Origin of the sequence: Streptomyces sp. NPDC046881 (genome assembly GCF_040645015.1) — a bacterium.
In the GTDB taxonomy this organism is placed as follows: Bacteria; Actinomycetota; Actinomycetes; order Streptomycetales; family Streptomycetaceae; genus Streptomyces.
This window is the reverse complement of the sequence record NZ_JBEYXJ010000066.1, coordinates 1-21,859: the sequence shown is the minus strand read 5'-3', so window position 1 is coordinate 21,859 and position 21,859 is coordinate 1. Positions and strand designations below refer to the sequence as shown.

Here is a 21,859-nt window from a genome sequence, read left to right as displayed (position 1 = left end):
TACAGGGGGGCAACCCGACCTGGGAGGAATCCTTCCCCGGTCAGGCGGGGCTGAGCGCCCCCTGCACGAACCGGCTCAGGGATGCCGTGAAGGCGGTGACGAAGGCGTCCCTGGCCTCCTCCGGGAGCGCCTCCAGGGACAGGTAGGGGTTGAGGTCCTCCAGTTCCACCAGGAGCAGACCGCCGTCCGGGGTGCGGCAGGCGTCGACGCGCTGGATGCCGTGGCCGAGGTCGTTCCAGTCGACGAACCGGCGGGCGAACTCCAGGTCGGCGGCGGTGGCCGCGTAGGGCACCAGCTCCCAGCGGCGCCGGGGGTCGGGGGCGTACAGGGCGTACTGGAAGTCGTCGTCGACGAAGTAGAAGGACACCTCGTGGACGAAGTCGACGCGGGGCTGGATCAGGATGTCCCCGGCGGTGAGTCCGGCGAGCCGGCTGCCCGAAACGACGCGCAGGCCGAGGGAGTCCGCGCCGAGCTTCGGCTTGACCACGTACTGCCCGGCGGCGGGCAGCCGGCCCACGTCCTCGACGCGGTCGACGGTCGGTATCACCGGGTAGCCGGCGGCCGTCAGGTCCAGCAGGTACTGCTTGCCGGCCATGTCCGCCTTTCCGGTGAGCGGGTTGTACACCAGGGCGCCGGTGGCGAGCGCGCGGGCGCGGAAGGCGTCGTACTCCCGCTGGTAGCCGAGGACCGGACCGCTGTTGCGGACGACGACGGCGTCGAAGCCGTCCATCAGGGCCGCCGCGTCCAGCGGATGGCACAGGGCGAGGTCGAAGTGGTCGCGCAGCCGCGAGGTGAGGTGGACGTCCTCGTCGCAGTAGCGGCGCCCGCGGGCCTGGTACGCCAGGTACGTGACGTAGAGCAGGCGGGGGCGGGCGGCCGGCATGGGGGCTCCTCGGGACGGCGCGGGGTCGGGGAAGTGCGGTACGGGTCGTCGTCGTCGCCGACGGCGGAGAAAGGTTACGCCGCAGAGTACGGCGGTTTTCGGCCAGCCCCGTCCACCGGGGTGATCTCGGAAGCACTCAGTTCCCTCAAAGGGCCGCTCTTTCTGCACTGAGTGTCACGAAACCGGCCCAGGATGCTACGTTCCCGTCCATGAGCTCCAGCAGCGCGGCGCCGGCCGCGAAGCCGCCGATCCGGGACGCCCTGGTGGGGGCGGCCTTCCGGCTCTTCCTGGAACACGGGTACGAGCAGACCACGGTGGACGACATCGTGGCCCTGGCCGGGGTCGGCCGGCGTTCGTTCTTCCGCTACTTCCCCTCCAAGGAGGACGTGGTCTTCCCCGACCACGAGCGCTGCCTGGCCGACATGACCGCATTCCTCGCGGCGGGCGGCCCGGAGCACGATCCGGTGCGGCGGGTCTGCGACGCGGCCCGGCTGGTGCTCAGGATGTACGCCGAGAACCCGACCTTCTCCGTGCAGCGCTACCGCCTCACCCGGCAGGTGCCGGGCCTGCGGGCCTACGAGCTCTCGGTGGTCTGGCGCTACGAACGGGCGCTCGCCGAGTACCTGCGCGCGCGGTTCGCGGGGCGTCCCGACGGGACCCTGAACGCCGACGTGATCGCGGCCGCGGTCGTCGCCGCGCACAACAACGCGCTGCGCTCCTGGCTGCGGTCGGACGGCAAGGACGACCCGGGTGCGGCGGTGGACCACGCGCTGGGACTCGTGCAGCGCACGTTCGGCCGGACGACGGCCGCCCAGGCGGCCACCCCGCCGAAGGCCACTCCGGTGGCCGCCGCCTGGCTCGGCGCCGGCGACGCCGAGGCGGGACCGGCGCAGTCCGACGACGTGGTGGTGCTGGTGGCCCGCCGGGACGCCCCGCTGTGGCGGGTGGTGCAGGAACTGGAGACGGCGCTCGGCCGCGGCTGATCCGCGGGCCACTGCCGACGCAAATTTGGGGTACGGAGTGCCTTTACGAGTGACACTGAGTGCCATACCCTGACGGCGTGCACGGTGGCACGGCAACCGCGCACACGTGTGCCCGGTCTGCGCCGGGCACACGGGATCCGGCCGAGCGCAGGGAGTTGACCAGCGTGTACCACCACTCAGCAAGCACCTCGCATCCGGCGGCCGGTTCCGCTGCGGGTGTTCTCGATCCCGCCGCGGACTCCAAGGACGCCATCCTCTTCCAGCGCTGCACCTGGTGCGGCACCGCGATGTACCACCGGCTGCTCTGTCCGGTCTGCCAGGGCAGCGAGCTGCGCACCGAGCGCAGCGAGGGCGTCGGCACGGTCCGCCACTCCACCGTGGTGCATCGCAACACGCCCGCGGCGCGCAACGTGTCGCTGATAGAGATGGCCGAGGGCTTCGTCGTACGCGGCAGGGTCATGGGCCCGCCGGTCGGGATCCACAGCGGCGACCGGGTCCGGTTGTCCACCGCCAAGGACCCGGTGCGCGGTGAGCCGGTCTTCCAGCTGATCGACGAGCCGTACCGGGCCTGGACCTGACCGCCGTACTCCGCTGAGCGGCCGGCCGGCGAGCGGTCCGTCGCGTTCGGCCGCCGCGCACGGGGTCCGGGGCCGAACTCGGCGCCGGCTCGGCCCTGTTGGGGTACACCCCGCTCGCCGATGTGAGCGATCACCCTTCCTTCACAAGCAACCCACAGCCTCCGCTTCTCATCCTCCCGGGACGAGGGACGCCCGGGAGGGCCGGGACGTCCGTGCTCGGGGTTCGAGGAGGAACTGTGGTCCGTGCCCGGCGCATATGGGTGACCGCCGCCGCGTTGCTCGCGGTGGCGGGAGCATCCCCGGGAGTGGCGGTCGCCCACTCCCAACCGCCCGCGAGACCAGGCGTGCCGACGGGTGACGCGCCGCTGCCGCCGGGGTGGCGGCTGGCCGGCGGCGGCTCGGCGCCGCAGCTGGTGTGGCGGTCCCGCGAGCCGGTGCCGATGGGCGACGCGCGAGTCGAGTTCCGCGCGGGGGACGAGCTGTTGGGTGTGCCGCGGCCGGCCGCCGACGGACACACCTTCCGGCTCCCGCTCGACGGACGGCGGGCGACCGGGCTCCAGGGGCTGCAAGTCTGGTCCGGCGGGCGGCGGTTGGACGCGCGGGAGACGGCCGGTGCCGCGTCGGCGCCACGGCTGCCGGCCCCGCTGCCGGCGAACGGCGTGGACCCGGGCAAGCCCGGCGCGTACCGCACCAGGACCGGCGAGTACGGGCTGAAGTCGGTGCGGCTGCCGGGCTTTGCGAAGCCGGTGGAGATGCGCGCGGTGGTCGTCGCCCCGGTCGGCGCCACCGGCAAGCGGCCGCTGGCCCTGTTCCTGCACGGCCGCCACTACACGTGTTACAAGGGCCGCATGGACAGCAGCGGCACCTGGCCCTGCCCGGCCGGGACCAAGCCGGTCCCGAGCCACCGCGGCTATCTGCGGGACCAGAGGCTGCTCGCCTCCCAGGGCTATGTGACCGTGTCGGTCTCGGCCAACGGGATCAACGGTCAGGACTTCGCGGCGGAGGACGGCGGCGCGCAGGCCCGTTCGTCCCTGGTGCGGCTGCACCTGGCCCACTGGGCCGACTGGGCCGAACACCCCGGGGCCGCCCCGAAGGTGGTCCGTGAGGCGCCCCGCGCCGACCTGTCCCGGGTGCTGCTGGTCGGGCACTCGCGGGGCGGCGAGGGCGTCAACCGGGCCGCGCTGGACAGCCTCGCCGCGCCGCCCGCCGAGCAGGACGGCTACCACGGGCCGGTGCGCTGGACCGTCCGGGGCACCGTCCTGATCGGCCCGACCGTCTTCGGTCAGAACCCGGTGCCCGACGTGCCGTCGGTGACCATCCTGCCGGGCTGCGACGGTGACGTCTCCGACCTGCAGGGCGAGGTGTACGTCGACGGCACGCGCGGGGTCGGCAACGGTGCCGCGCTGCACAGCGCGGTGTACGTCATCGGCGCCAACCACAACTTCTTCAACTCGGAGTGGACGCCCGGCCAGGCCGCGGCGCCCGCCGAGGACGACTTCTACGACGAGCCGCAGCACCCGGACAAGGTGTGCGGCAAGCGGGCGGCGACCCGGCTGACCGCCGACCGGCAGCACCGGGCCGGTTCGACGTACATCGCCGCAGCGGCCCGGCTGTTCCTCGCCGGGGACGACCGGGTACGGCCGCTGCTGGACGGCTCCGGCAGGCGGGCGCCGTCGGCGGACCCGGCGCGGGTCCTCACCCACGCGGTGGGTGCCCGGCGGTCCGGCGGGTTCCTGCCGGACGGCGGGGTGTCGGTGACCGGCGGCACGCTGTGCGCCGCGGTCGACCCGAGCCCGGCCCAGGCCTGTCTGGGGCAGGGGGCCAAGGGGTCCTCGCCGCACTTCGCGCAGTGGGAGATCGGCCGGGAGGCGGGCCGGCACGCGATCGCGCTGCACTGGACGCGCACCGGCACCCCGGCCCGGGTGACCGTGCGCAAGCCGGTGTCCCTGTCCGGCGCCAAGGCCCTCGCGCTCCGGATGTTCGTGCCGCCGAACTCCAAGGGTACGCAGCTGGACGTGTCCCTCACCGACACCGCCGGCAAGAAGGCGAAGCTCGGCCGGGTCGCCCTGGACGGGCTGCCCGGCAGCCAGCGGACCGCCTCCTACTGGGCCCGCGAGATCCGGGTGCCGTTGCCGGCGGCCGGCCGCACCGGGGTGGACCTGGGGTCGGTCAAGTCGCTCCAGCTGACACCGCGTTCGTCGTCGGGGCGGGCCTGGCTCATGGACGCGTGGGGCTGGCGGCCGGGGACGCCGGCGGTGCGGACCGAGGCGCTGCCGCGGGTCGACATCGGCCGGACGACCGTGGCCGAGGGCGACTCGGGTGTGCGCACCTACCGGGTCCCGGCGCGGGTGACGGGCCGGGGCGGCAGCGGTCAGGTCCGGGTGTACGTCATCAACCCGGTCACCGGCAAGGCCACCGACCGGCTGGTGACGGTGCGTCCGGGCGGTCACGACATCGACGTACCGGTCGAGGTGAAAGGCAACACCCGGTACGGCACCGACGTGTCGTACGACGTGCTGGTCAAGGCGGTCCGCGGTGCGGTCGTCGGTTCCTACCGGGGCGGTGTCACCGTCCACGACGACGACCCGGCGCCCACGATGACCGTCACGCCCGTCGCCGGCGAGGTGACCGAGGGGCAGTCGCTGAAGTGGCGGGTGTCGCTGTCCGAGGCGGTCGACGTGGACATGGGCGCGCTGTTCGTGGTGGCACCGGCCACCGCGCCGGAGGTGTCCACCAAGGACGTCCCGGCGAGCTGGCTGCGGGAGATGAGCGGCGAGAAGCCCGACCCGGAGCGCCCGCTGTCCAAGGTGAACGGGCTCTACCTGTGGGTGGACATCCCCGCGGGGCGTACCACCGCGGACATCACCCTGCCGACGGTGAGGGACGGGGTGCGGGAGTCCACGGAGTCGGTGCGGTTCCGGCAGGCCGACCTGGGGACCGGTGAGCCGCGGACCGGCGGCCTGGAGCTGAAGGGTTCGGTGCTGAACGCGTCGTAGGACGCGTCCCCCGGGTGGCCCTCACTCCCCGAGGGCCGCCCGGATCCGGACCGGCGCCCCCGATCAGCCGTGGTGATGGCCGGGTTCGCGAAGGTCGCCGGTCTCCATGTACACCTCCCGCTGCGCCTCCAGCCGGACCCGGAACCCGTGGACGCCGCTCGGGGGCGCGACGGAGAACGCCCCGTCCACGGTTTGCGGGGGAACCACCCGGCGGTCCGGTTCGTCGGTCCGCCCGAGGATGCCGACCCGTTCGGCCACGGCGAAGCGCTCCGCGAAGAACTTCTCCAGGGTGGCGTCGTCGTCGGGCAGCCGTTGTCCGAGCGGGTCGGTCGCGGTGCCGGGGACGGTTCGGACCGTGAGCACCTGGTCGAAGTCGGGCGCCCCGGTGATCACGTGGGCGAGGTACAGCCGCCCTCCGCGGCCGAAGCAGAGGTAGCCGAGCTCGCCGTCGTCGCGGTGCTTCGCCCGCACATCGAGTTCCGCGAAGTGCACGACGTTCTGCACGGTCACGACGGTTCGCTCGGCGAGCGGCGGGTGTTGGCCGCCCTCCCGCTCGAAGTGCCCGCAGACGAGCTTGCCGGTCATCGACGTGCGCCGGGGACCGGAGCCCCGCGGATCCAGCTCGCTCATCGGGAAGTCGTCGGGGACGTACGTGTCGTACGGTTCCTCGGGCACGAGATGCCGGTGGGAGCGGACCACCGAGGCGGCGGTGTCGGCCAAGCCCACCTCCAGGACGACCCGGAAGTTGTGCGGCGACCGGAACATCGGCAGGTGCGACATGTGGAAGAACTCTCCGCCGAGGAGCAGCATGCCGTGCGAGCCGAGGGTCGGGTCGCCGTCGCCGTGGTGATGAAGTCCCTGGTGCCTGTCCATAGCTGCCCCTTGGTCGGCGGTGACGCTGCGCGAAACCCCTGCCGGAGCCGCGATCGCCTCGGGGGGGGAGTCGCTCTCGCCCTTCCAGGCTGTGACCGGGGAGCGGGGGATGCAACTCCGGCCGTGCGCATCGCTCGTGGAGGGGGCGACGCGCTCACTCCCCGAGGGTCACCCGGATCCCGACCGTGCCGTCCAGGCCCCGCCGGAGCCGGCTGCCGAGCAGGGTGAGGCGGCCGACGACGCCGTACTTGCGGGCGATCAGCTTGCGGTAGCGGGCGGTGGTGGCCGCGTCGGTGATCTCGGCGGTGGCCGGCGTCTGGTCGCCGGTGGGGTTGCCGCGCACGTCGCAGGGGCCGACGAGGACGTCGGGGCGGCGCCGGATCCGCTTCACCTTCCAGCTGTCGGCGACCGTCCACACCCCGAGGGCGCCGTCGTCCCGGACCACCCAGACCGGGGTGGCGACGGGTGTGCCGTTCTGACGGTAGCTGGTCACCAGCAGGTACTTGCCGGAACCGAGCCGGTCGAGCCGCGTGTCGTCCATACCCGCAGTCTAGGAGGCGACGCGCCGCGGGAGGAGGGCCGGACGACGCCGACCGGACTGTCGGCGGGCAGCGGGCAGTTGCCGCGCCACGTCGCGGCGGAGACAATCGTGGTGTACGACAACGCCCACGCCGACGAGCGGTGGGCGTGAACGCCTGCCGCCCCGACGGCGGCGCAGGGCGAACCACCTTCTCGGAGCGCGGACTTGGCGCGGTGACCGAAGCGGGCCACCGCCCGGCTACCGTTGCTCCGCATGACGATCACCGAGAACGGCATCACCGAGGACCTGATCCGGGGTCTGCTGCGTGAGCAGCACCCCGACCTGGCGGATCGGCCCCTGAGGCTCGGAGCGCTCGGCTGGGACAACCAGGTGTGGCGGCTCGGCGACGACCTCGCCGTCCGGTTGCCCTGGGCGACGCGGTCCGCGGACGCGCTGCTGCGCAAGGAACACGCCTGGCTCCCCCGCCTCGCCCCGCGCCTCCCTCTCCCGGTTCCCGTGCCGCAGCGTCTCGGTGAACCCTCCGAGCGGTTTCCCCGGCCCTGGCTGGTGACCACCTGGGTCCCGGGCGAGCCCGCCGACCGCGCCCCCGCCACGCGCGCCGCGGAGGCGGCCGTCGCCCTGGCCGCCTTCCTGACCGCCCTGCACCGCCCCGCCCCCGACGGTGCGCCCGAGGGCCGGGACCGCGGTGGCCCGCTGGCCGGCACCGCCGGACACTTCGCCGGCGGGCTCGCCTCGGCCACCGAACTGGGCCTGGTTCACGACCCGGACGCCGTCCGCGCGGTCTGGGAGGACGCCGCCGCCGCGCCGGACTGGACGGGCCCGCGGCTGTGGCTGCACGGCGACCTGCATCCGGCCAACGTCCTGACCACGGACGGCACCTTCTCCGGCGTGATCGACTTCGGTGACCTCTTCGCCGGCGATCCGGCCTGCGACCTCGCCGCCGCCTGGATCCTGCTGCCGGACGGCGCGATCGACCGCTTCCACGAGACGTACCGGCCGAGCCCGGACGCCGCGACCCTGCGCCGCGCCCGCGGCTGGGCGGTGCTGCGCGCCCTCGCCTGCCTCCACATCGGACACGCCGGCGTCCACGGCCGGCCCGGGGGCAAGCCCACCTGGGGCCCGCCCGCCCACGCCGCACTGCGCCGCCTCACCGCAGCGGTCCGCCGGTGAGCGACGGCGCTACGTCCAGTTGTGCATCGTCAGCGGACCGGAGCCGTCGAGGTAGCCGAACAGGCCGGCCCTCGGGTACTCGATGATGTCGTCGGGGAGTTCGTGCACGGGGAACCAGGTGAGCGCCAGGCACTTGTCCGGTTCCCTGTTGACGGGCTCCCCCTCCCAGGCGAGGGCTTCGAAGAAGAAGCCGATCCGCTCCCCTTCGGTCTCCTGGCGGTGGTGGACGACGTGGACGAGCCGGAGATCGTCCGGGTCGACGGTGAGCCCGGTCTCCTCGAACAGTTCGCGAGCGGCGCCGGCATGCAGCGGCTCGCCCCGGTCGAGCTTTCCGGACGGCAGGTGCCACCGGCCGTAGCCGTACGGGCTGCCCCGCCGGGACAACAGGACCGTGTCGCCGTCGCGGACGATGACGTGGGTGTCGATGACGGGTGCTGCCGGCTGTCCGCTCATGTCTCCGTGACGGGGGGCATCTCCGGCGGCAGTTCGAGGTGTGTCCGGCCCGCCCCCGGCCCCTCGTCGTGCGATGTGACGGTCACAGCGCAGACTCTAACCCTCAAGGCCCCCCTGCGCGGGCCCCGCCCCGGCCCTCCGCCGCGACCGCGGGGGGCCGGTCCGTGGCCGCCGCCGGTCCCGGCGGTCCCGGGGGCCCCGGCGGTCCCGGGGGGCCTGCCGGGCCCTGAGTGCCCTGCGGACCCGGGGGCGACGGGCTTTCGATGGCTTCCTTGGCCGTGTTGGCCACCGCCTTGATCCCGAAGTACGCCGTCGTGATGGCGGTGATCGCGGTGAACGCGCTGGTGAGCAGGGGCACCACTTGCTGTGCCTGGCTCCCCGTCTTCGTGATGCCCCAGATTCCCGCGACGGCGATGGCGACGTCACCGGCGATGACGGCCAGGAGTCCGGTCCACGACCGCGTCACGTCCGCGCCGGGCTGCTCCTCGCCCTGAGCGGCTCCGCGACGCCTCTTCGTCAGGACCAGGAGCCAGATGACGAGGCCGACCAGGACCAGGACGGCGACGAGGATCAGGACGGCCAGCACACCCATGGGGTCCCCCTCATCAACTTTGGGCCGGGTGCTCGCCGGAGCAGCGTCGATCAGGACCACTGGTTCCAGTGTCCCTCGGCAGCGTCAGATCCGCATGTCAGACGGCCTGTTCCCGCCTCGCCGTCACGTTCGGCGCGGGAGCGCCCAGTCCGGTGTCCAGGTCCCGGCGGCGTCGTGGCCGGCCGTGGTGGCGGCGAGGTGGGCGCGCAGGGCGGCCAGCGCCGGGTGGGCGTTGTCGCGGTGCCAGAGGAGCGAGTGCGGGTAGACGGGCGTCGGATCGGTCACCGGGATGCGGCGCAGGCCGTGGCCGGCGGGCCACACGAGGCGGGTCTGCTCCCCCATGAAGGTGGCCAGGGCCGGGGTGTCGGCGATGGTGTCGAGGAGCGCGTCGGAGCCGAAGTTGGGGCCGGTCGCCTCGATGGTGAGGCCGAACTCGGCGACGAGGTCGTCGTAGTAGGCGGCCCACTCGGTACCGGGGACGATGCCGGGCATCCAGATCCGGTGCCCGGCCAGCTGGGCGAGGCGCACCGACCGGGCGCCGGCCAGCGCGTGGGCGGGGCCGGTGAGGAGCTGGAGCGGTTCGTCGAGCGCCCGGACGGACTCGATGTCCTCGGGGAGGGGGCGGCCGGGCGCGGCGACGGCGCGGAAGGACGCGTCGATCTCACCGGAGCGGATCGCGGCGAGGGCCGTCTCGATGTCGAACAGCCACACCACGTCGAGGTCGATGTCGGGGTGCGCGCGGTGGAAGCCGCGCATCAGGCCCGACCCCGCACCGCGCGAGGCGATCACGTCGACGCGCAGCGGACGGCGGCCGGCGCGCACGGAGGCGACCGCGCGTTCGGCGATGCGCAGCAGCTCGCGCGCGTGGGGCAGGAACGCCTGCCCGTCGATGGTGAGCCGGGCGCCGCGCGGCGTGCGGGTGAACAGGCGCACCCCGAGGTGGCGCTCCAGCGCGGCGATGCGCTTGGAGACGGCCTGCTGGGTGATCGCCAGCTCGGCGGCGGCCTCCTGGAACCGGCCCGCGTCGGCGGCGGCGACGAAGGTGCGGACGGCGTCGAGGTCCATGCCGGGCAGCCTACGGCCACAACGATCGGTTGTGCCTGGCGGCTCCATGGTTGTTTGATCCCGGGGTACGGCGCTCGCTTGGATGTCTCCGATCGCGGATCGGTTGTACGGGTGAGGGGCGGGGGGCGTCGGAGATGAGGAGCGGGCACCGGCTGGGGCGGCGGTTCGGGTGGCTGTGGGCGGCCTATGGGACCAGCGCGCTCGGCACGTGGCTCGCCTTCGGCGCCTTCCCGCTCATCGCCCTGCGGGTGCTGCACGCCGGGCCGGCGGAGGTCGCCGCGCTCTCCGCCGTGGGGACCGCGGTGGGCGCGGCCGTGGCGGTGCCGCTCGGCCCGTGGGTGGAGTTCCGCCGCAAGCGGCCGGTGCTGATCGCGATGGACCTGGTGCGGTGCGCGGCGCTGCTGACGATCCCCGCCGCGTTCGTGCTCGGCGCGCTCACGTTCCTTCAGCTCCTGCTGGTCTCGGTCGTCGTCGCGGCGGCCGACATCATCTTCCGTGCCGCCTCCGGCGCGTACCTGAAGACGCTGCTGCCGGCCGGGGACCTGCTCGTCGCCAACGCCCGGTTCGAGTCCACGGCCTGGTCCACCACGATCGTCGGACCCCCGCTGGGCGGCGCCGCGATCGGGCTGCTCGGGCCGGTGGTGACGGTGGTGGCCGACGCGGTCAGCTACCTGCTCTCCGCCCTGGGCATCCGCGCGACGGCCGGTCCGGAGTCCCCGCCGGAGCACCGGCGGGCGGCGCGCATGCGGGCCGGAGACCTGCTCGACGGCTGGCGGTACATCCTCGCCGACGCGACGCTGCGTCCGCTGTTCTTCAACACCGCTGCGTTCAACGGTCTGGTGATGGCCGCCGAGCCGCTGCTGGCCGTCCTGATGCTCGGGCGGCTCCACTTCGCGCCGTGGCAGTACGGCCTCGCCTTCGCCGCGCCCTCGATCGGCGGACTGCTCGGTTCGCGGCTGGCCCGGCCGCTGGCCACCCGGTTCGGGCAGCACCGGGTCCTGGTCGCGGCCGGGGCGCTGCGCGCGCTCTGGCCCCTCGGGCTGGCCTTCCTGGGGCCGGGCACCGGAGGGCTGTTGTTGGTGATGGGCGTCGAACTCGGGCTGATCTTCTGCTGCGGGGTCTTCAATCCCGTCTACGCCACCTACCGCCTCGAACGCACCGCGCCGGACCGGGTCACCCGCGCGCTCACCGCCTGGCAGGTGACCACCAGGGCCTCGACCGCGCTCTTGACGGCCCTCTGGGGCGTGCTGGGCAGCCTGCTCGGCCCGCGCACGGCCATCGCCCTGGCCGGGGTGCTCCTGCTGGCCACCCCGCTCCTGCTCCCCCGCCGCGCCCCCGCTCCGGCCGGGGAAACCCCGGGGCGGTCGGCGCACCTCAACTCGGGCGTCTAGATTGCGTCCTGCACGGTGCATCTCTTCACTCATCAGGTATCCAGGAGCTGACCCACGTGACCGACAACCCGGCAGCCACCAACGACGTGGCCGTGTCGCTGCGCGCCCGTATCAACACCGGCCAGCCGCACACCGCCCGGATCTGGAACTACTGGCTCGGCGGCAAGGACAACTACGAGGTCGACCGCGCGGCCGGTGACCAGATCCGCCAACTGCACCCGGGCATCGGGGAGTACGCGCGCGCCGACCGGCTCTTCCTCGGCCGCGCCGTGCGCCACCTGGTCGGCGAGGTGGGCATCCGGCAGTTCCTGGACATCGGTACCGGGTTGCCCACCGCGGACAACACGCACGAGGTGGCGCAGCGGATCGCGCCGGAGTCCCGGATCGTGTACGTCGACAACGACCCGCTGGTCCTGGCGCACGCGCGGGCCCTGCTGACCAGCACGCCGGAGGGCCGTACCGACTATCTGGACGAGGACCTGCGCAATGTCGACGCGATCCTCGAACACGCGGCGAAGACACTGGACTTCAGCGAGCCGGTCGCGCTGATGCTGCTCGGCGTGGTCATCTTCATCGGCGACGAGGAGGACCCGTACGGTCTGGTGCGGCGGCTGACGGACCGGCTGCCGGCGGGCAGCCATCTGGTGCTGTCGCACACCGTCACCAGCCCGTCGATGCCGGACGTGGACGAGGCGGTGAAGTTCTGGAACGAGCACGGCACTCCGAAGCTCACGCAGCGCACGCCCGCGGACGTGGCCCGGTTCTTCGACGGTCTGGAGCTGCTGGAGCCGGGTGTGGTGTCCTGCTCCCGGTGGCGCCCGGAGGACGCGGCCGGCGCCGAGCCGGAGGAGGTCGCCATGTTCGGCGGGGTGGCCCGGAAGATCTGAGCCCGGCCGTCGGTGAACGCCGCCGCCCCGGGGCCCGTATGGAGATGCGGGCCCCCGACGATCCGAGGGCTCCGCGGTGCCTGTGGAGGCAGCGCGCGTTCGGGTTCGGCTTCGGGAGCCATGCATGCGGCACGCACGACGACGGGTCGTCCGGCGAGTGACACGGCTGGCGGCGGTCGGCGGACTCCTCCTGGGGGGCGCGATGGTCGTCCAGGCGGCCATGGCGAGCGAGCCCCCGCCCGCCTCCGCCCGGCCGTTCGCCGCCACGGACGACCCCGGTGCCGCGCTGGTGGCGCGGCTCGGCACGGCCCGTACGGCGGGCAACTGGATCGGTGCGGACGGGCGTCCGGTCGTCGCGGTGACCGACGAGGCGGCGGCGCGGACGGTGCGGCGGGCCGGGGCCGAGGCGAAGATGGTGTCGCACAGCATGAACGAGCTGAAGTCGGCGACGGCGACGCTGCGTTCGGCGCCGCGGGTGCCGGGCACGGCCTGGGCCGTGGACTACCGGACCAACCAGGTCGTGGTGCGGGCGGACCGCACGGTGTCCGCCGGCGACTGGTCCCGGCTGACCGGGGTCGCCGCGAAGATCGGCGGCTTCGTGCACATGGAGCGGACGAAGGGCACGTTCACCACCCGGCTGAACGGCGCCCAGCCGATCCTGTCGACGGGCGGTCGCTGCTCGGCCGGGTTCAACGTCACCAACGGCCAGTCGGACTTCATTCTCACGGCCGGGCACTGCGGGCCGGTCGGATCGACCTGGTTCGCCGACAACCAGGGCGATCGGCAGCTCGGCCGGACGGTGAACAGCTCCTTCCCGGGCGGTGACTTCTCGCTCGTGCAGTACGCCGCGGGCAAGGCCGGTGCGGGCGCCGACGTCGTCGCGATCGGCGGCGGCAAGGGCGTGCGGATCACGGGGTCCGCCGATGCGGCGGTCGGGCAGCGGGTGTTCCGCAGCGGCAGCACCAGCGGCCTGCACGACGGCCAGGTCACCGCGCTGAACGCGACGGTCAACTACCCGGAGGGGACGGTCACCGGGCTCATCGAGACGAACGTGTGCGCCGAGCCCGGGGACAGCGGAGGCCCGCTGTTCTCCGAGGGGGTCGCGCTCGGTGTCACCTCGGGCGGGAACGGCGACTGCACGACGGGCGGGACGACGTTCTTCCAGCCGGTCACCAAGGCGCTGACGGCGCTCGGGGTCCGGCTGATCGTGTCGGCGCAGAACGCGGGCGGCGCCCCCTCCCCCGCGACGTCGGCGCCCGCGAACCAGGGGGCGGCGGCCCCCAGCGCGGCCTCGCCGGGCTCCTCGGCTCCGGTGACGGGCGCGTCGGAGGGCAGCACCCTGCTGGCGCGGCTGACGGACACCCGGAACATCGGGCCCGGGCTGCTGGTGATCGCGGGCAGTCTGATCGCGCTGGTGGCGACCCGGTTCATCCGGGCCGAGCAGGACCGCAAGGCGTACCAGCGGTACTACTCGGCGACGTGGGGCTGACGGAAACGGCCGGGGGTACGACGAGAAGGGCACCCGTGTGCTCACGGGTGCCCCGGACGGTTCGGCGTGGCGCGGGGTCGGTCAGGCCGCCCGGCGCGCCCGCGGGGCCGCGGCGGCCCACTCCATCACGAGGCGCTGGTACTCCGCGCGCTGCTCGGTGGTCAGTGTCCCGCCCGACCGGCGCCACAGGGCCCGGATCTCCTCGTTGACCTCCGCGGCCGATCGCTCGGAGGCGGTTGCAACAGTGGTGGACATGCTGTGAAGCATATGCCGACCGACGTGAAGACACTGTGAGTAAGTACCCGCGATACGGACATTCCGGACCGTGTTACTCATCACGTCAATGTGTCAACCGGAGGGGGAAGTTCATTCCGCGCGCGTTCACTTCGGGCCCGTACCCGCCGCCCGCCGCGCCCTGCCGGGCGTCCTCGCGCGCGAGTCGGCACGGCAGGGCGGGGTGCGGGCTCAGGTGCCCGGCTTGCGGCCGTAGACGAAGACGTCGTCCCCGGTCCTCAGCAGCGACCAGTACTTCCTGGCGTCCTTGGTGGTCATGTTGACGCAGCCGTGCGAACCCGGCGGGTTCCACATGCTCAGGCCCACCGAGTGGAAGGCCTGGCCGCCGTCGAAGAACTGGCTGTAGGGCATCGGCACGTCGTAGATGGTCGAGCGGTGGTCGATGTCCCGCCAGTAGATCTTCTTCAGGCCGGTGCGGGTCTCGTAGCCGTCGCGTCCGGTGCGCACCGGCACCGGGCCGTAGACGAGCCGGTTGCCGTCCTGGATCCAGCTGAGCTGGAGCGTGAGGTTCACGCAGGCGATCCGGCCCTTGTTCACCGGGCACTTGCCGTCCTTGTTCGGCTTGTTCCCGACGGCCTTCTGCTTGTTCATGAGGTCCATCACGCCCCATGTCACCGGACCGGCGTAGCCGATGTTCGGCATGATGCCGTGCTTGGTCTGGAAGGCCTGGACGGCCTTGCAGTCCGCGGCGGACTGCCTGCCGTCGACCGGCCGGCCCAGGAACTTCTCCACCTGCTTCTGGTACGGCCCCGTCCGCGTGGTGCAGCTCGCGGCCTGGGCCGGCGTCGCGGTCAGCGCGAGCGCGAGCGGCGCCACCAGTCCCGTCACACCCAGCGCGACCACACCTCGTCTGCCTATGACCCCCATGCGGCCTCGTCCCCTTCCCCTTGTGTCCCGTCGTTCGCCCGGGCCTCCCCCGGTCCTCCCCGGCGCGGTTCCCGCGGTCTCGGACTACTAGACCCGGCCGGGCCGGCGAGGGTTGTGGTTCCGGTCAGGCTGTGACGAAACGGTGAACTTCAGGCCGTACGGCACTCGGGGCGTCAGGGCGTCCAGCACTCCCGCAGCAGCCCGACCACCCGGGTCAGGGTCTCGGGTGTCGCGGTGAACGGCAGGCGCAGATGGCGGGCCAGGGTGGTGCGGTCGGCGGCGAAGCGGGGGCCCGGGGTGATCGCGAGGCCGCGTGCGGCGGCCCTGGCGGCGAGGTCGGTGGCGTGCGGGCCGGCGTCGCCCAGGCGCAGCCAGAGGGTCAGCCCGCCCGCCGGGACGGTGTACGTCCATCCCGTGCCGGCGAGCAGCGCGGCGAGATGGTCGCGCTGGGCGCGCAGCCGGGCGCGCCGGTCGGCGAGCAGGGCGGGCAGCGGTGCGCCGAGGAGCTCGGCGGCGATGAGCTGTTCCAGGGGCGGCGGTGACAGCTGGGCCTGCAGCGGGGTGAGCTGCAGGTGTCGTACGAGGTCCGCGGTGGCCCGGATCCAGCCGACCCTCAGGCCGCTCCACAGGGTCTTGCTCGCGGAGCCGATCTGGACGACCCGGGCCCCGGCGAGGTGGGGTTCGGTGCCGGGCGGTGTTCTCAGGTCCAGGTCGCGCATGGTCTCGTCGGCGAGGACGGTCAGCCGGTGGCGGTCGGCGAGCGCGGCGAGCGTCCGGCGGGCGGCCGGGTCCATGTGGGCGCCGGTCGGGTTGTGGAAGTCGGGGACCAGGTAGGCGAGCCGGGGGCGGTGCCGGCGTACGGCGGCGGCGAGGTGCTCCAGGTCCCAGCCGGCCTGGGCGGACACGGGGACCGGCAGCAGGCGGGCCCGGCGGGCGCGCAGCACGGCGAGGGCGCCCGGGTAGGCGGGGTTCTCCACCACCACGGGTGCCCTGCGGTCGGTGTGCAGGTGGTCCAGGAGCAGGGTGAGGGCGGCCTGGGCGCCGGCGGTGACCAGGATCTGTTCGGGTCGGGTGGCCAGGCCGGCGCGGGTGTAGCGGTCCGCGATCAGCTCGCGGAGCCGGGGCAGGCCGGCCGTGGCGACGCCGGAGTCGACGAGCAGGGGCGCGCTGCGTTCGACGGCGCGGGCGAGGGCGGCGCGGTAGGCCTCGTGGGGCGCGGCGGTCACCGCGAGGGTGAGGTCCAGGTCGGCGTCGGGGGCGCCGCCCCGGTCCAGGGACCAGGGGGTGGTGCGCTCGGTGAGGCGGGCGGGCAGGCGTACGGCGCTGCCGCTGCCGTGCCGGGTGTGCAGCCAGCCGTCGGCGCGCAGCAGGCCGAGCGCGGTGACCACGGTGCCGCGGCTGAGACGCAGGGTGCGGGCCAGTTCCCGTTCCGAGGGCAGCCGGGTGCCGGCCGGGAGCCGGCCGTCGACCACGGCGTCGCGCACCGCCGCGGCGAGGGTGCGGGCGAGGGGTCCGGGGCGGTCGCGCCAGTCGCCGAGCGCGGCGACGAATCCTGTGTCCACCGGTCCAGTTTCGCTGGTCCAGTTGTGGTGAAGTGGACCAGGTCTGCGGTGGCCGCCGCGGTCTACGCTGCGGCGCATGCACCGTACTCTCGCCGATGATCTCTCCCGGCTCCCCGACCTGCTGCAGGCTGCCCGCGATCTCGCCGTGCGGGAGGTGGCCGGGCTGGCCGAGCGGCCGGTCGCCGCGCCCGCACCCCCGTCCGGGCGGGCCGCGCTCCCGGACGCGGGCGCGGGCGGCGACGGCGCCCTCGCGCGGTTCGCCGAGCGGTGGGCGCCCGGCTTCTCCGGCTCCGCCGGCCCGCGCTACCTCGGCTTCGTCACCGGCGGCGCGACGCCCGCGGCCGTCGCCGGGGACTGGCTGACGTCCGCGTTCGACCAGAACCTGTCCGGGGCGGGCGGGTCCTGGGCGCAGGAGCTGGAGCGGGAGACGGTGGCGTGGCTGCGCGAGCTGTTCGGGCTGGGCGAGGCGCACAGCGGGGCGTTCGTGACGGGCGCGACCATGTCGAACACGGTCGGTCTGGCGATCGGCCGGGAGTGGGCCGGCGAACGGCTGGGCGTGGACGTCTCCCGGGCCGGCGCCGCCGCGCTGGGGCCGCTCGACGTGCTGTCCGGCAGCCCGCACTCCAGCATCACGAAGGCGATGTCGGTGCTGGGCCTGGGCCGGGACCGGCTGCGGCAGGTGCCGCTGCTGCCCGGCAACCGGGAGGCCGTCGACGTGGCCGCGCTGGAGGCGGCGCTGGCCGAGCGGGCCGGCCGGCCGGTGATCGTCGTCGCGAACGCGGGCACCGTGAACACCGTCGACTTCGACGATCTGCGGGCGATCGCGGCGCTGAAGGAGCGGTACGACTTCTGGCTGCACGTGGACGCGGCGTTCGGTGCCTTCGCGGCGCTCTCCCCGGAGCACGCCGCGCTGGTCGACGGGCTGGACGCGGCCGACTCGGTCTGCGTGGACCTGCACAAGTGGCTCAACGTCCCCTACGACGCGGCCGTCCAGTTCACCCGGCGGCGCGATCTGCAGGTGGCGGTGTTCCACAACGCCTCGCCGTATCTGGGCGGGCCCGAGGGCGAACCGGACTTCCTGCACCTGACCCCGGAGAACTCGCGCCGGCTGCGGGCCCTGCCGGCCTGGTTCTCGCTGGTGGCCTACGGGCGGGCCGGGCACCGGGAGATCGTGGAGCGCGGTGTGGCCCTGGCGCGCCGGCTCGGCGCGGGCGTCGACGCGCTGCCCGGCCTGCGCCTGCTGGCCCCGGTCCGGCTCAACGTGGTCTGCTTCACGCTCGCCGGGGAGCCGTCGCCGCAGCGGGTGGCGGCGCTGGCCCGGGCGGTCGCGGACTCCGGGGAGGCGTTCGTGACACCGACGGTGTACGGCGGGGTGCCCGGGCTGCGCGCGGCGTTCAGCAACTGGCGCACCACCGAGGCCGACGCCGACCGGGTGCTGCGGGTACTGGCGGCGGCCTCGGGCTGACGGTCAGCCGGAGCGTCGTACGGCCGCGCGGAAGCCGGTGTGGACGGCGGTCAGGCCGCCGTCGACGACGAGACTGGTCCCGGTGATCCAGGCGGCGTCGCGGGAGGCGAGGAAGGCGACCGCGGCGGCGATGTCCTCCGGCTCGCCGACCCGGCCCAGCGGGTACAGGGCGCGGACGGCGTCGAGGTCGTCGTCGCGCCCTTCCCAGGCCGAGGTGCGGACCGTGCCCGGCACCACGAGGTTGACCCGGACGCCCCGGGCCGCCGCGTGCCCGGCGAGGGTCCGGGTGAGCGAGCCGAGGCCGGCCTTGGCGGCGCTGTAGGCGTGGTTGCCGAAGTCCTGCAGGCCGTTGACGGAGCCGATGCTCACGATCGCCCCGCGTCCGGAGGCGGCGAGGTACGGCAGCGCGGCGCGGCAGCAGCGGTGGGCGCCGGTGAGGGTGACGTCGAGGTCGCGGGCCCAGGCCTCGTCGGGGTCGTCCTCGTAGCGCGGGACGTCCGGGGTGCAGTGGGCGGCGCTGTTGACCAGCACGTCGAGCGAGCCGAACGCGGTGACGGCACGGGCGACGGCCGCCTCGACGGCGGTGCGGTCGGCCACGTCGCAGGCGAACGCCTCGGCGGCCAGGCCCTGCCGGCGCAGCGCGGCGGCGGTCCGCTCGGCCTCGGGCAGGTCACGGTCGGTCACCAGCACCCTGCCGCCCTCCTGCGCGAGCCGCCGGGCGACGGCCGCGCCGATGCCGCGGGCGCCGCCCGTGACGAGAACTCCGTGTCCTGCGAAGCGAGTCGGATCAGTCATGGGCCGACGGTACGGCTCCGCGGGCGCCGGTTCACCGGTATCCGGTGACGTCCGCCGGTCTGCCCGCGTCCTGTACGTCGACCAGGTACCGCCAGGCGTCGGGCCGGCTGCCGTCGAGGTCGGTGAAGCCGTACTCCCGGGCGAGGCCGCCGCTGGAGAGGGACCGGCCGTTGAACCGGGCCACGTCGGGGTCGGCGGCCAGGGCGGCGACGGCCCGGCCGGTGTAGCGCGGGGTCTCGGAGATGGCGAAGTGGGGTTCGCGACGCAGGGCGTCCCGCCAGTTCTCCTCGCGGACGCCGTACGCGTCGAGCATGTGCTCGGAGCGCATCCAGCCGGGGGTGAGGGCGACGGCGGTGGCGCCGCGCGGGCCGAGTTCGTGGCCGAGGGCGAAGGCCATGCGCAGCACGGACGTCTTGGCGAGGTCGTAGAAGAAGTTCACGCGGTAGGTGTCGCGGTTGTACTCGGCGGTGCCGTCGGTGACCTCCACGACCAGGCCGCCGGGGTGGCGCAGCAGCAGCGGCAGGGCGTGGTGGCTGGTGACGGCGTGGGTCTCGACGGCGAGGCGGAGCAACCGCAGCCCGTTGTCGAGGTCGTGCTCCCACACGGGGGTGTCCCACTCGAAGAGGTTCTCGCCGCCCCAGATGTCGTTGACGAGGACGTCGAGGCGGCCCTGCTCGGCCGCGACACGGTCCACCAGGTGCCGTACCGCGGACGGGTCCAGGTGGTCGGTCGGAACGGCGATGCCCCGTCCGCCGGCCGCGGTGACGAGGTCGGCGGTGTCCTCGACGGTCTCGGGCCGGCCGTACTCGGAGCGGTGGGCGCGGGTGCTGCGGCCGGTGACGTAGACGGTGGCGCCGGCCGCGCCGAGTTCGACGGCGATGCCGCGTCCGGCGCCCCGGGTCGCCCCGGCGACCAGCGCCACCTTGCCTTCGAGCGGTCCTGACATGTCCGGCCTCCTGTGCGGTGCGACTGCTGTCGTCGTCCACCGTCCCCGGGAAGCCGGACATCTCCTGTCGGGTTTTGCGCGCGCGGTCGGGTGGCGCGCGGCGCGGGGCTCAGTGCCCGCGCCGGATCCACTCCTCCAGGTGGGGGGCCTCGGCGCCGATGGTGGTGCCGTCGCCGTGGCCGGTGAGGACCTTGGTCTCCGGTGGCAGGGTGAGGAGGCGGTCGCGGATCGAGTCGATGATGGTCGGGAAGTGGGAGTAGGAGCGTCCGGTGGCGCCGGGGCCGCCCTGGAAGAGGGTGTCGCCGGTGAAGACGGTGCCGAGGCCCGGGTCGTACAGGCAGACGGCGCCCGGGGCGTGGCCGGGCGTGTGCAGGACGGTGAGGTCGGCACCGGCGGCCTCGATGACCTGGCCGTCGAGCAGGTGCCGGTCGGGGTCGCGGTGCGGGTGGGTCTGCCTCCACAGCGGCAGGTCGTCGGGGTGCAGCCAGATGGTGGCGCCGGTGAGGTCGGCGAGGGCCGGGGCGGCGTTGACGTGGTCGTTGTGGGCGTGCGTGCACACGATGGCGGTCAGGCGCCGGTCGTCGACCGCGCGGGCGATGGCCTCGGCGTCGTGGGCGGCGTCGATAACGATCACCTCCCGCTCGTCGCCGACGATCCACACGTTGTTCTCCACGTCCCAGGTGCCGCCGTCGAGGCTGAACTGCCCGGCGGTGACGAGGCGTTCGATGCGTACGGTCATCACAGCACCACCACCGAACGCAGCACGTCGCCGTGGTGCATCCGCTCGAACGCCTGCTCCACCTGGTCCAGTTGGACGGTCTCGGTGACGAACGCGTCCAGCGGCAGGCGGCCCTGCAGGTGCAGGTCGATCAGCATGGGGAAGTCCCGGGTGGGCAGGCAGTCGCCGTACCAGCTGGACTTCAGGGCGCCGCCGCGGCCGAAGACGTCCAGCAGGGGCAGTTCGAGCTTCATCTCGGGGGTGGGGACGCCGACGAGGACGACGGTGCCGGCGAGGTCGCGGGCGTAGAAGGCCTGCTGGTAGGTCTCGGGGCGGCCGACGGCCTCGATGACGACGTCGGCGCCGAAGCCGCCGGTCAGCTCGCGGATCGCGTCGACCGGGTCGGTCTCCTTGGAGTTGACGGTGTGGGTGGCGCCCAGCGTGCGGGCCTTCTCCAGCTTGCGGTCGTCGATGTCCACCGCGATGATCTTCGCCGCGCCGGCCAGGTTCGACCCGGCGACCGCCGCGCCGCCGACACCGCCGCAGCCGATGACGGCGACCGCGTCGCCCCGGCCGACGTTCCCGGTGTTGATCGCGGCGCCGATGCCGGCCATCACCCCGCAGCCGAGGAGGCCCGCGACCGCCGGGGAGACGGACGGGTCGACCTTGGTGCACTGGCCGGCCGCGACGAGCGTCTTCTCCGCGAACGCGCCGATCCCGAGGGCCGGGGACAGCTCCTGGCCGGTGGCGGCGAGGGTCATCTTCTGGCGCGCGTTGTGGGTGTCGAAGCAGTACCAGGGCCGGCCGCGCAGACAGGCCCGGCACTGGCCGCACACCGCACGCCAGTTGAGGATGACGAAGTCGCCCGGGGCCACGTCGGTGACGCCGTCGCCGACCGACTCCACCACGCCGGCGGCCTCGTGGCCGAGCAGGAACGGGAAGTCGTCCGAGATGCCGCCCTGTTTGTAGTGCAGATCGGTGTGACAGACCCCGCAGGCCTGGACGCGTACGACGGCTTCGCCGGGTCCCGGGTCCGGCACCACGATCGTCTCGACCCGTACGGGCTCGTTCCTGCCCGGTGCGATCACGCCGCGTACTTCCTGCGCCATGGTCTGGTCCCTTCCGTCGAATGCCTTCGCCGCCGACCCTACGCGCGACCGGGGGGTGGCGGGACGGTCCACGAGGGTGATCGTCGATCTTTGCGCCACCCCGGTGGCGGACGCGGGCCGGGGCCCCCCCCCCCCCGCGCCCCCCACCCGCGGCCGGCCGCGCGCTCGGTGAGCAACGACACAACCACACCCAGCGCGCCCG

Annotated in this window: 21 protein-coding genes; 8 read left to right on the top strand and 13 right to left on the bottom strand. The window is 73.9% G+C overall.

Annotation, left to right across the window (positions count from 1 at the left end; all coding sequences use genetic code 11):
* Window positions 1-40 precede the first annotated feature (40 nt).
* Complete coding sequence (locus tag ABZ923_RS26880) at window positions 41-883, bottom strand: hypothetical protein (protein WP_361476285.1); 843 nt, start codon at window positions 881-883, stop codon at window positions 41-43.
* Between the two features lie 209 nt (window positions 884-1,092).
* On the opposite strand from ABZ923_RS26880, the gene ABZ923_RS26875 reads away from it, so the two are divergent.
* The 3 genes from ABZ923_RS26875 to ABZ923_RS26865 all read left to right on the top strand — a co-directional run bounded on the left by ABZ923_RS26875 (window position 1,093) and on the right by ABZ923_RS26865 (window position 5,440).
* Window positions 1,093-1,866 (top strand): TetR family transcriptional regulator, encoded by a 774-nt coding sequence (locus ABZ923_RS26875; RefSeq protein ID WP_361476283.1) that lies wholly within the window; start codon window positions 1,093-1,095, stop codon window positions 1,864-1,866.
* Window positions 1,867-2,030: 164 nt separating this feature from the next.
* Window positions 2,031-2,444: a zinc ribbon domain-containing protein gene (locus tag ABZ923_RS26870; protein WP_361476281.1), complete on the top strand. Its 414-nt coding sequence runs from the start codon at window positions 2,031-2,033 to the stop codon at window positions 2,442-2,444.
* Between the two features lie 236 nt (window positions 2,445-2,680).
* Complete coding sequence (locus tag ABZ923_RS26865) at window positions 2,681-5,440, top strand: hypothetical protein (protein WP_361476279.1); 2,760 nt, start codon at window positions 2,681-2,683, stop codon at window positions 5,438-5,440.
* A gap of 63 nt (window positions 5,441-5,503) precedes the next feature.
* Here ABZ923_RS26865 and ABZ923_RS26860 read toward each other — a convergent pair whose 3' ends face one another.
* Entirely contained in the window at window positions 5,504-6,313 is an 810-nt protein-coding gene (locus ABZ923_RS26860) for a hypothetical protein (protein WP_361476277.1), read from the bottom strand.
* Between the two features lie 154 nt (window positions 6,314-6,467).
* The gene (locus ABZ923_RS26855; protein ID WP_361476275.1) at window positions 6,468-6,854 is read right to left on the bottom strand and encodes a PPOX class F420-dependent oxidoreductase; all 387 of its coding nucleotides are present in this window, start codon (window positions 6,852-6,854) and stop codon (window positions 6,468-6,470) included.
* Between the two features lie 252 nt (window positions 6,855-7,106).
* Here ABZ923_RS26855 and ABZ923_RS26850 point away from each other — a divergent pair, with 252 nt between their 5' ends.
* Entirely contained in the window at window positions 7,107-8,024 is a 918-nt protein-coding gene (locus ABZ923_RS26850) for an aminoglycoside phosphotransferase family protein (protein ID WP_361476273.1), read from the top strand.
* 9 nt (window positions 8,025-8,033) lie between these two features.
* Here the strand turns inward: ABZ923_RS26850 and ABZ923_RS26845 are convergent, their stop codons facing one another.
* The 3 genes from ABZ923_RS26845 to ABZ923_RS26835 all read right to left on the bottom strand — a co-directional run bounded on the left by ABZ923_RS26845 (window position 8,034) and on the right by ABZ923_RS26835 (window position 10,134).
* On the bottom strand, window positions 8,034-8,477 hold the full coding sequence (locus tag ABZ923_RS26845; protein WP_361476271.1) for an NUDIX domain-containing protein: 444 nt from the start codon (window positions 8,475-8,477) through the stop codon (window positions 8,034-8,036).
* Window positions 8,478-8,580: 103 nt separating this feature from the next.
* Entirely contained in the window at window positions 8,581-9,069 is a 489-nt protein-coding gene (locus ABZ923_RS26840; protein ID WP_361476269.1) for a hypothetical protein, read from the bottom strand.
* 123 nt (window positions 9,070-9,192) lie between these two features.
* A complete protein-coding gene (locus tag ABZ923_RS26835) occupies window positions 9,193-10,134 on the bottom strand; it encodes a LysR family transcriptional regulator (RefSeq protein WP_361476267.1) in 942 nt (313 codons plus the stop codon).
* Between the two features lie 134 nt (window positions 10,135-10,268).
* Between ABZ923_RS26835 and ABZ923_RS26830 the strand changes: the two genes are divergently transcribed.
* From ABZ923_RS26830 to ABZ923_RS26820, 3 genes are all read left to right on the top strand, one after another.
* Complete coding sequence (locus ABZ923_RS26830; RefSeq protein ID WP_361476265.1) at window positions 10,269-11,525, top strand: MFS transporter; 1,257 nt, start codon at window positions 10,269-10,271, stop codon at window positions 11,523-11,525.
* 56 nt (window positions 11,526-11,581) lie between these two features.
* Window positions 11,582-12,412: an SAM-dependent methyltransferase gene (locus ABZ923_RS26825; protein ID WP_361476263.1), complete on the top strand. Its 831-nt coding sequence runs from the start codon at window positions 11,582-11,584 to the stop codon at window positions 12,410-12,412.
* A gap of 124 nt (window positions 12,413-12,536) precedes the next feature.
* On the top strand, window positions 12,537-13,901 hold the full coding sequence (locus ABZ923_RS26820) for a S1 family peptidase (protein ID WP_361476261.1): 1,365 nt from the start codon (window positions 12,537-12,539) through the stop codon (window positions 13,899-13,901).
* A gap of 81 nt (window positions 13,902-13,982) precedes the next feature.
* Here the strand turns inward: ABZ923_RS26820 and ABZ923_RS26815 are convergent, their stop codons facing one another.
* The 3 genes from ABZ923_RS26815 to ABZ923_RS26805 form a co-directional block, all read right to left on the bottom strand.
* The gene (locus tag ABZ923_RS26815; protein WP_361476259.1) at window positions 13,983-14,168 is read right to left on the bottom strand and encodes a hypothetical protein; all 186 of its coding nucleotides are present in this window, start codon (window positions 14,166-14,168) and stop codon (window positions 13,983-13,985) included.
* A gap of 198 nt (window positions 14,169-14,366) precedes the next feature.
* Window positions 14,367-15,062 carry a L,D-transpeptidase gene (locus ABZ923_RS26810; protein WP_361476257.1) on the bottom strand — a complete coding sequence of 232 codons (696 nt, stop codon included), beginning with the start codon at window positions 15,060-15,062 and terminating at the stop codon, window positions 14,367-14,369.
* A 173-nt stretch (window positions 15,063-15,235) separates the two neighbouring features.
* Window positions 15,236-16,624 (bottom strand): PLP-dependent aminotransferase family protein, encoded by a 1,389-nt coding sequence (locus ABZ923_RS26805; protein ID WP_361476255.1) that lies wholly within the window; start codon window positions 16,622-16,624, stop codon window positions 15,236-15,238.
* Window positions 16,625-16,700: 76 nt separating this feature from the next.
* Between ABZ923_RS26805 and ABZ923_RS26800 the strand changes: the two genes are divergently transcribed.
* Entirely contained in the window at window positions 16,701-18,089 is a 1,389-nt protein-coding gene (locus tag ABZ923_RS26800) for an aminotransferase class I/II-fold pyridoxal phosphate-dependent enzyme (RefSeq protein ID WP_361476253.1), read from the top strand.
* Between the two features lie 3 nt (window positions 18,090-18,092).
* Here ABZ923_RS26800 and ABZ923_RS26795 read toward each other — a convergent pair whose 3' ends face one another.
* The 4 genes from ABZ923_RS26795 to ABZ923_RS26780 form a co-directional block, all read right to left on the bottom strand.
* Window positions 18,093-18,884 carry an SDR family NAD(P)-dependent oxidoreductase gene (locus tag ABZ923_RS26795; RefSeq protein ID WP_361476251.1) on the bottom strand — a complete coding sequence of 264 codons (792 nt, stop codon included), beginning with the start codon at window positions 18,882-18,884 and terminating at the stop codon, window positions 18,093-18,095.
* A 31-nt stretch (window positions 18,885-18,915) separates the two neighbouring features.
* A complete protein-coding gene (locus tag ABZ923_RS26790; protein WP_361476249.1) occupies window positions 18,916-19,830 on the bottom strand; it encodes an SDR family oxidoreductase in 915 nt (304 codons plus the stop codon).
* Between the two features lie 109 nt (window positions 19,831-19,939).
* Window positions 19,940-20,569: an MBL fold metallo-hydrolase gene (locus tag ABZ923_RS26785; protein ID WP_030348408.1), complete on the bottom strand. Its 630-nt coding sequence runs from the start codon at window positions 20,567-20,569 to the stop codon at window positions 19,940-19,942.
* Window positions 20,569-21,657, bottom strand: a complete 1,089-nt coding sequence (locus ABZ923_RS26780) for an S-(hydroxymethyl)mycothiol dehydrogenase (RefSeq protein ID WP_361476247.1) — start codon at window positions 21,655-21,657, stop codon at window positions 20,569-20,571. The genes ABZ923_RS26785 and ABZ923_RS26780 overlap by 1 nt, the downstream gene beginning before the upstream one ends.
* Between the last annotated feature and the right edge of the window lie 202 nt (window positions 21,658-21,859).

Coding starts and splice junctions, on each gene's coding strand:
- ABZ923_RS26850 (WP_361476273.1), top strand. CDS start 7,107: ATGACGATCACCGAGAACGGCATCACCGAGGACCTGATCCGGGGTCTG.
- ABZ923_RS26820 (WP_361476261.1), top strand. CDS start 12,537: ATGCGGCACGCACGACGACGGGTCGTCCGGCGAGTGACACGGCTGGCG.
- ABZ923_RS26830 (WP_361476265.1), top strand. CDS start 10,269: ATGAGGAGCGGGCACCGGCTGGGGCGGCGGTTCGGGTGGCTGTGGGCG.
- ABZ923_RS26790 (WP_361476249.1), bottom strand. CDS start 19,830: ATGTCAGGACCGCTCGAAGGCAAGGTGGCGCTGGTCGCCGGGGCGACC.
- ABZ923_RS26875 (WP_361476283.1), top strand. CDS start 1,093: ATGAGCTCCAGCAGCGCGGCGCCGGCCGCGAAGCCGCCGATCCGGGAC.
- ABZ923_RS26780 (WP_361476247.1), bottom strand. CDS start 21,657: ATGGCGCAGGAAGTACGCGGCGTGATCGCACCGGGCAGGAACGAGCCC.
- ABZ923_RS26795 (WP_361476251.1), bottom strand. CDS start 18,884: ATGACTGATCCGACTCGCTTCGCAGGACACGGAGTTCTCGTCACGGGC.
- ABZ923_RS26815 (WP_361476259.1), bottom strand. CDS start 14,168: ATGCTTCACAGCATGTCCACCACTGTTGCAACCGCCTCCGAGCGATCG.
- ABZ923_RS26855 (WP_361476275.1), bottom strand. CDS start 6,854: ATGGACGACACGCGGCTCGACCGGCTCGGTTCCGGCAAGTACCTGCTG.
- ABZ923_RS26800 (WP_361476253.1), top strand. CDS start 16,701: ATGCACCGTACTCTCGCCGATGATCTCTCCCGGCTCCCCGACCTGCTG.
- ABZ923_RS26835 (WP_361476267.1), bottom strand. CDS start 10,134: ATGGACCTCGACGCCGTCCGCACCTTCGTCGCCGCCGCCGACGCGGGC.
- ABZ923_RS26845 (WP_361476271.1), bottom strand. CDS start 8,477: ATGAGCGGACAGCCGGCAGCACCCGTCATCGACACCCACGTCATCGTC.
- ABZ923_RS26785 (WP_030348408.1), bottom strand. CDS start 20,569: ATGACCGTACGCATCGAACGCCTCGTCACCGCCGGGCAGTTCAGCCTC.
- ABZ923_RS26860 (WP_361476277.1), bottom strand. CDS start 6,313: ATGGACAGGCACCAGGGACTTCATCACCACGGCGACGGCGACCCGACC.
- ABZ923_RS26810 (WP_361476257.1), bottom strand. CDS start 15,062: ATGGGGGTCATAGGCAGACGAGGTGTGGTCGCGCTGGGTGTGACGGGA.
- ABZ923_RS26840 (WP_361476269.1), bottom strand. CDS start 9,069: ATGGGTGTGCTGGCCGTCCTGATCCTCGTCGCCGTCCTGGTCCTGGTC.
- ABZ923_RS26880 (WP_361476285.1), bottom strand. CDS start 883: ATGCCGGCCGCCCGCCCCCGCCTGCTCTACGTCACGTACCTGGCGTAC.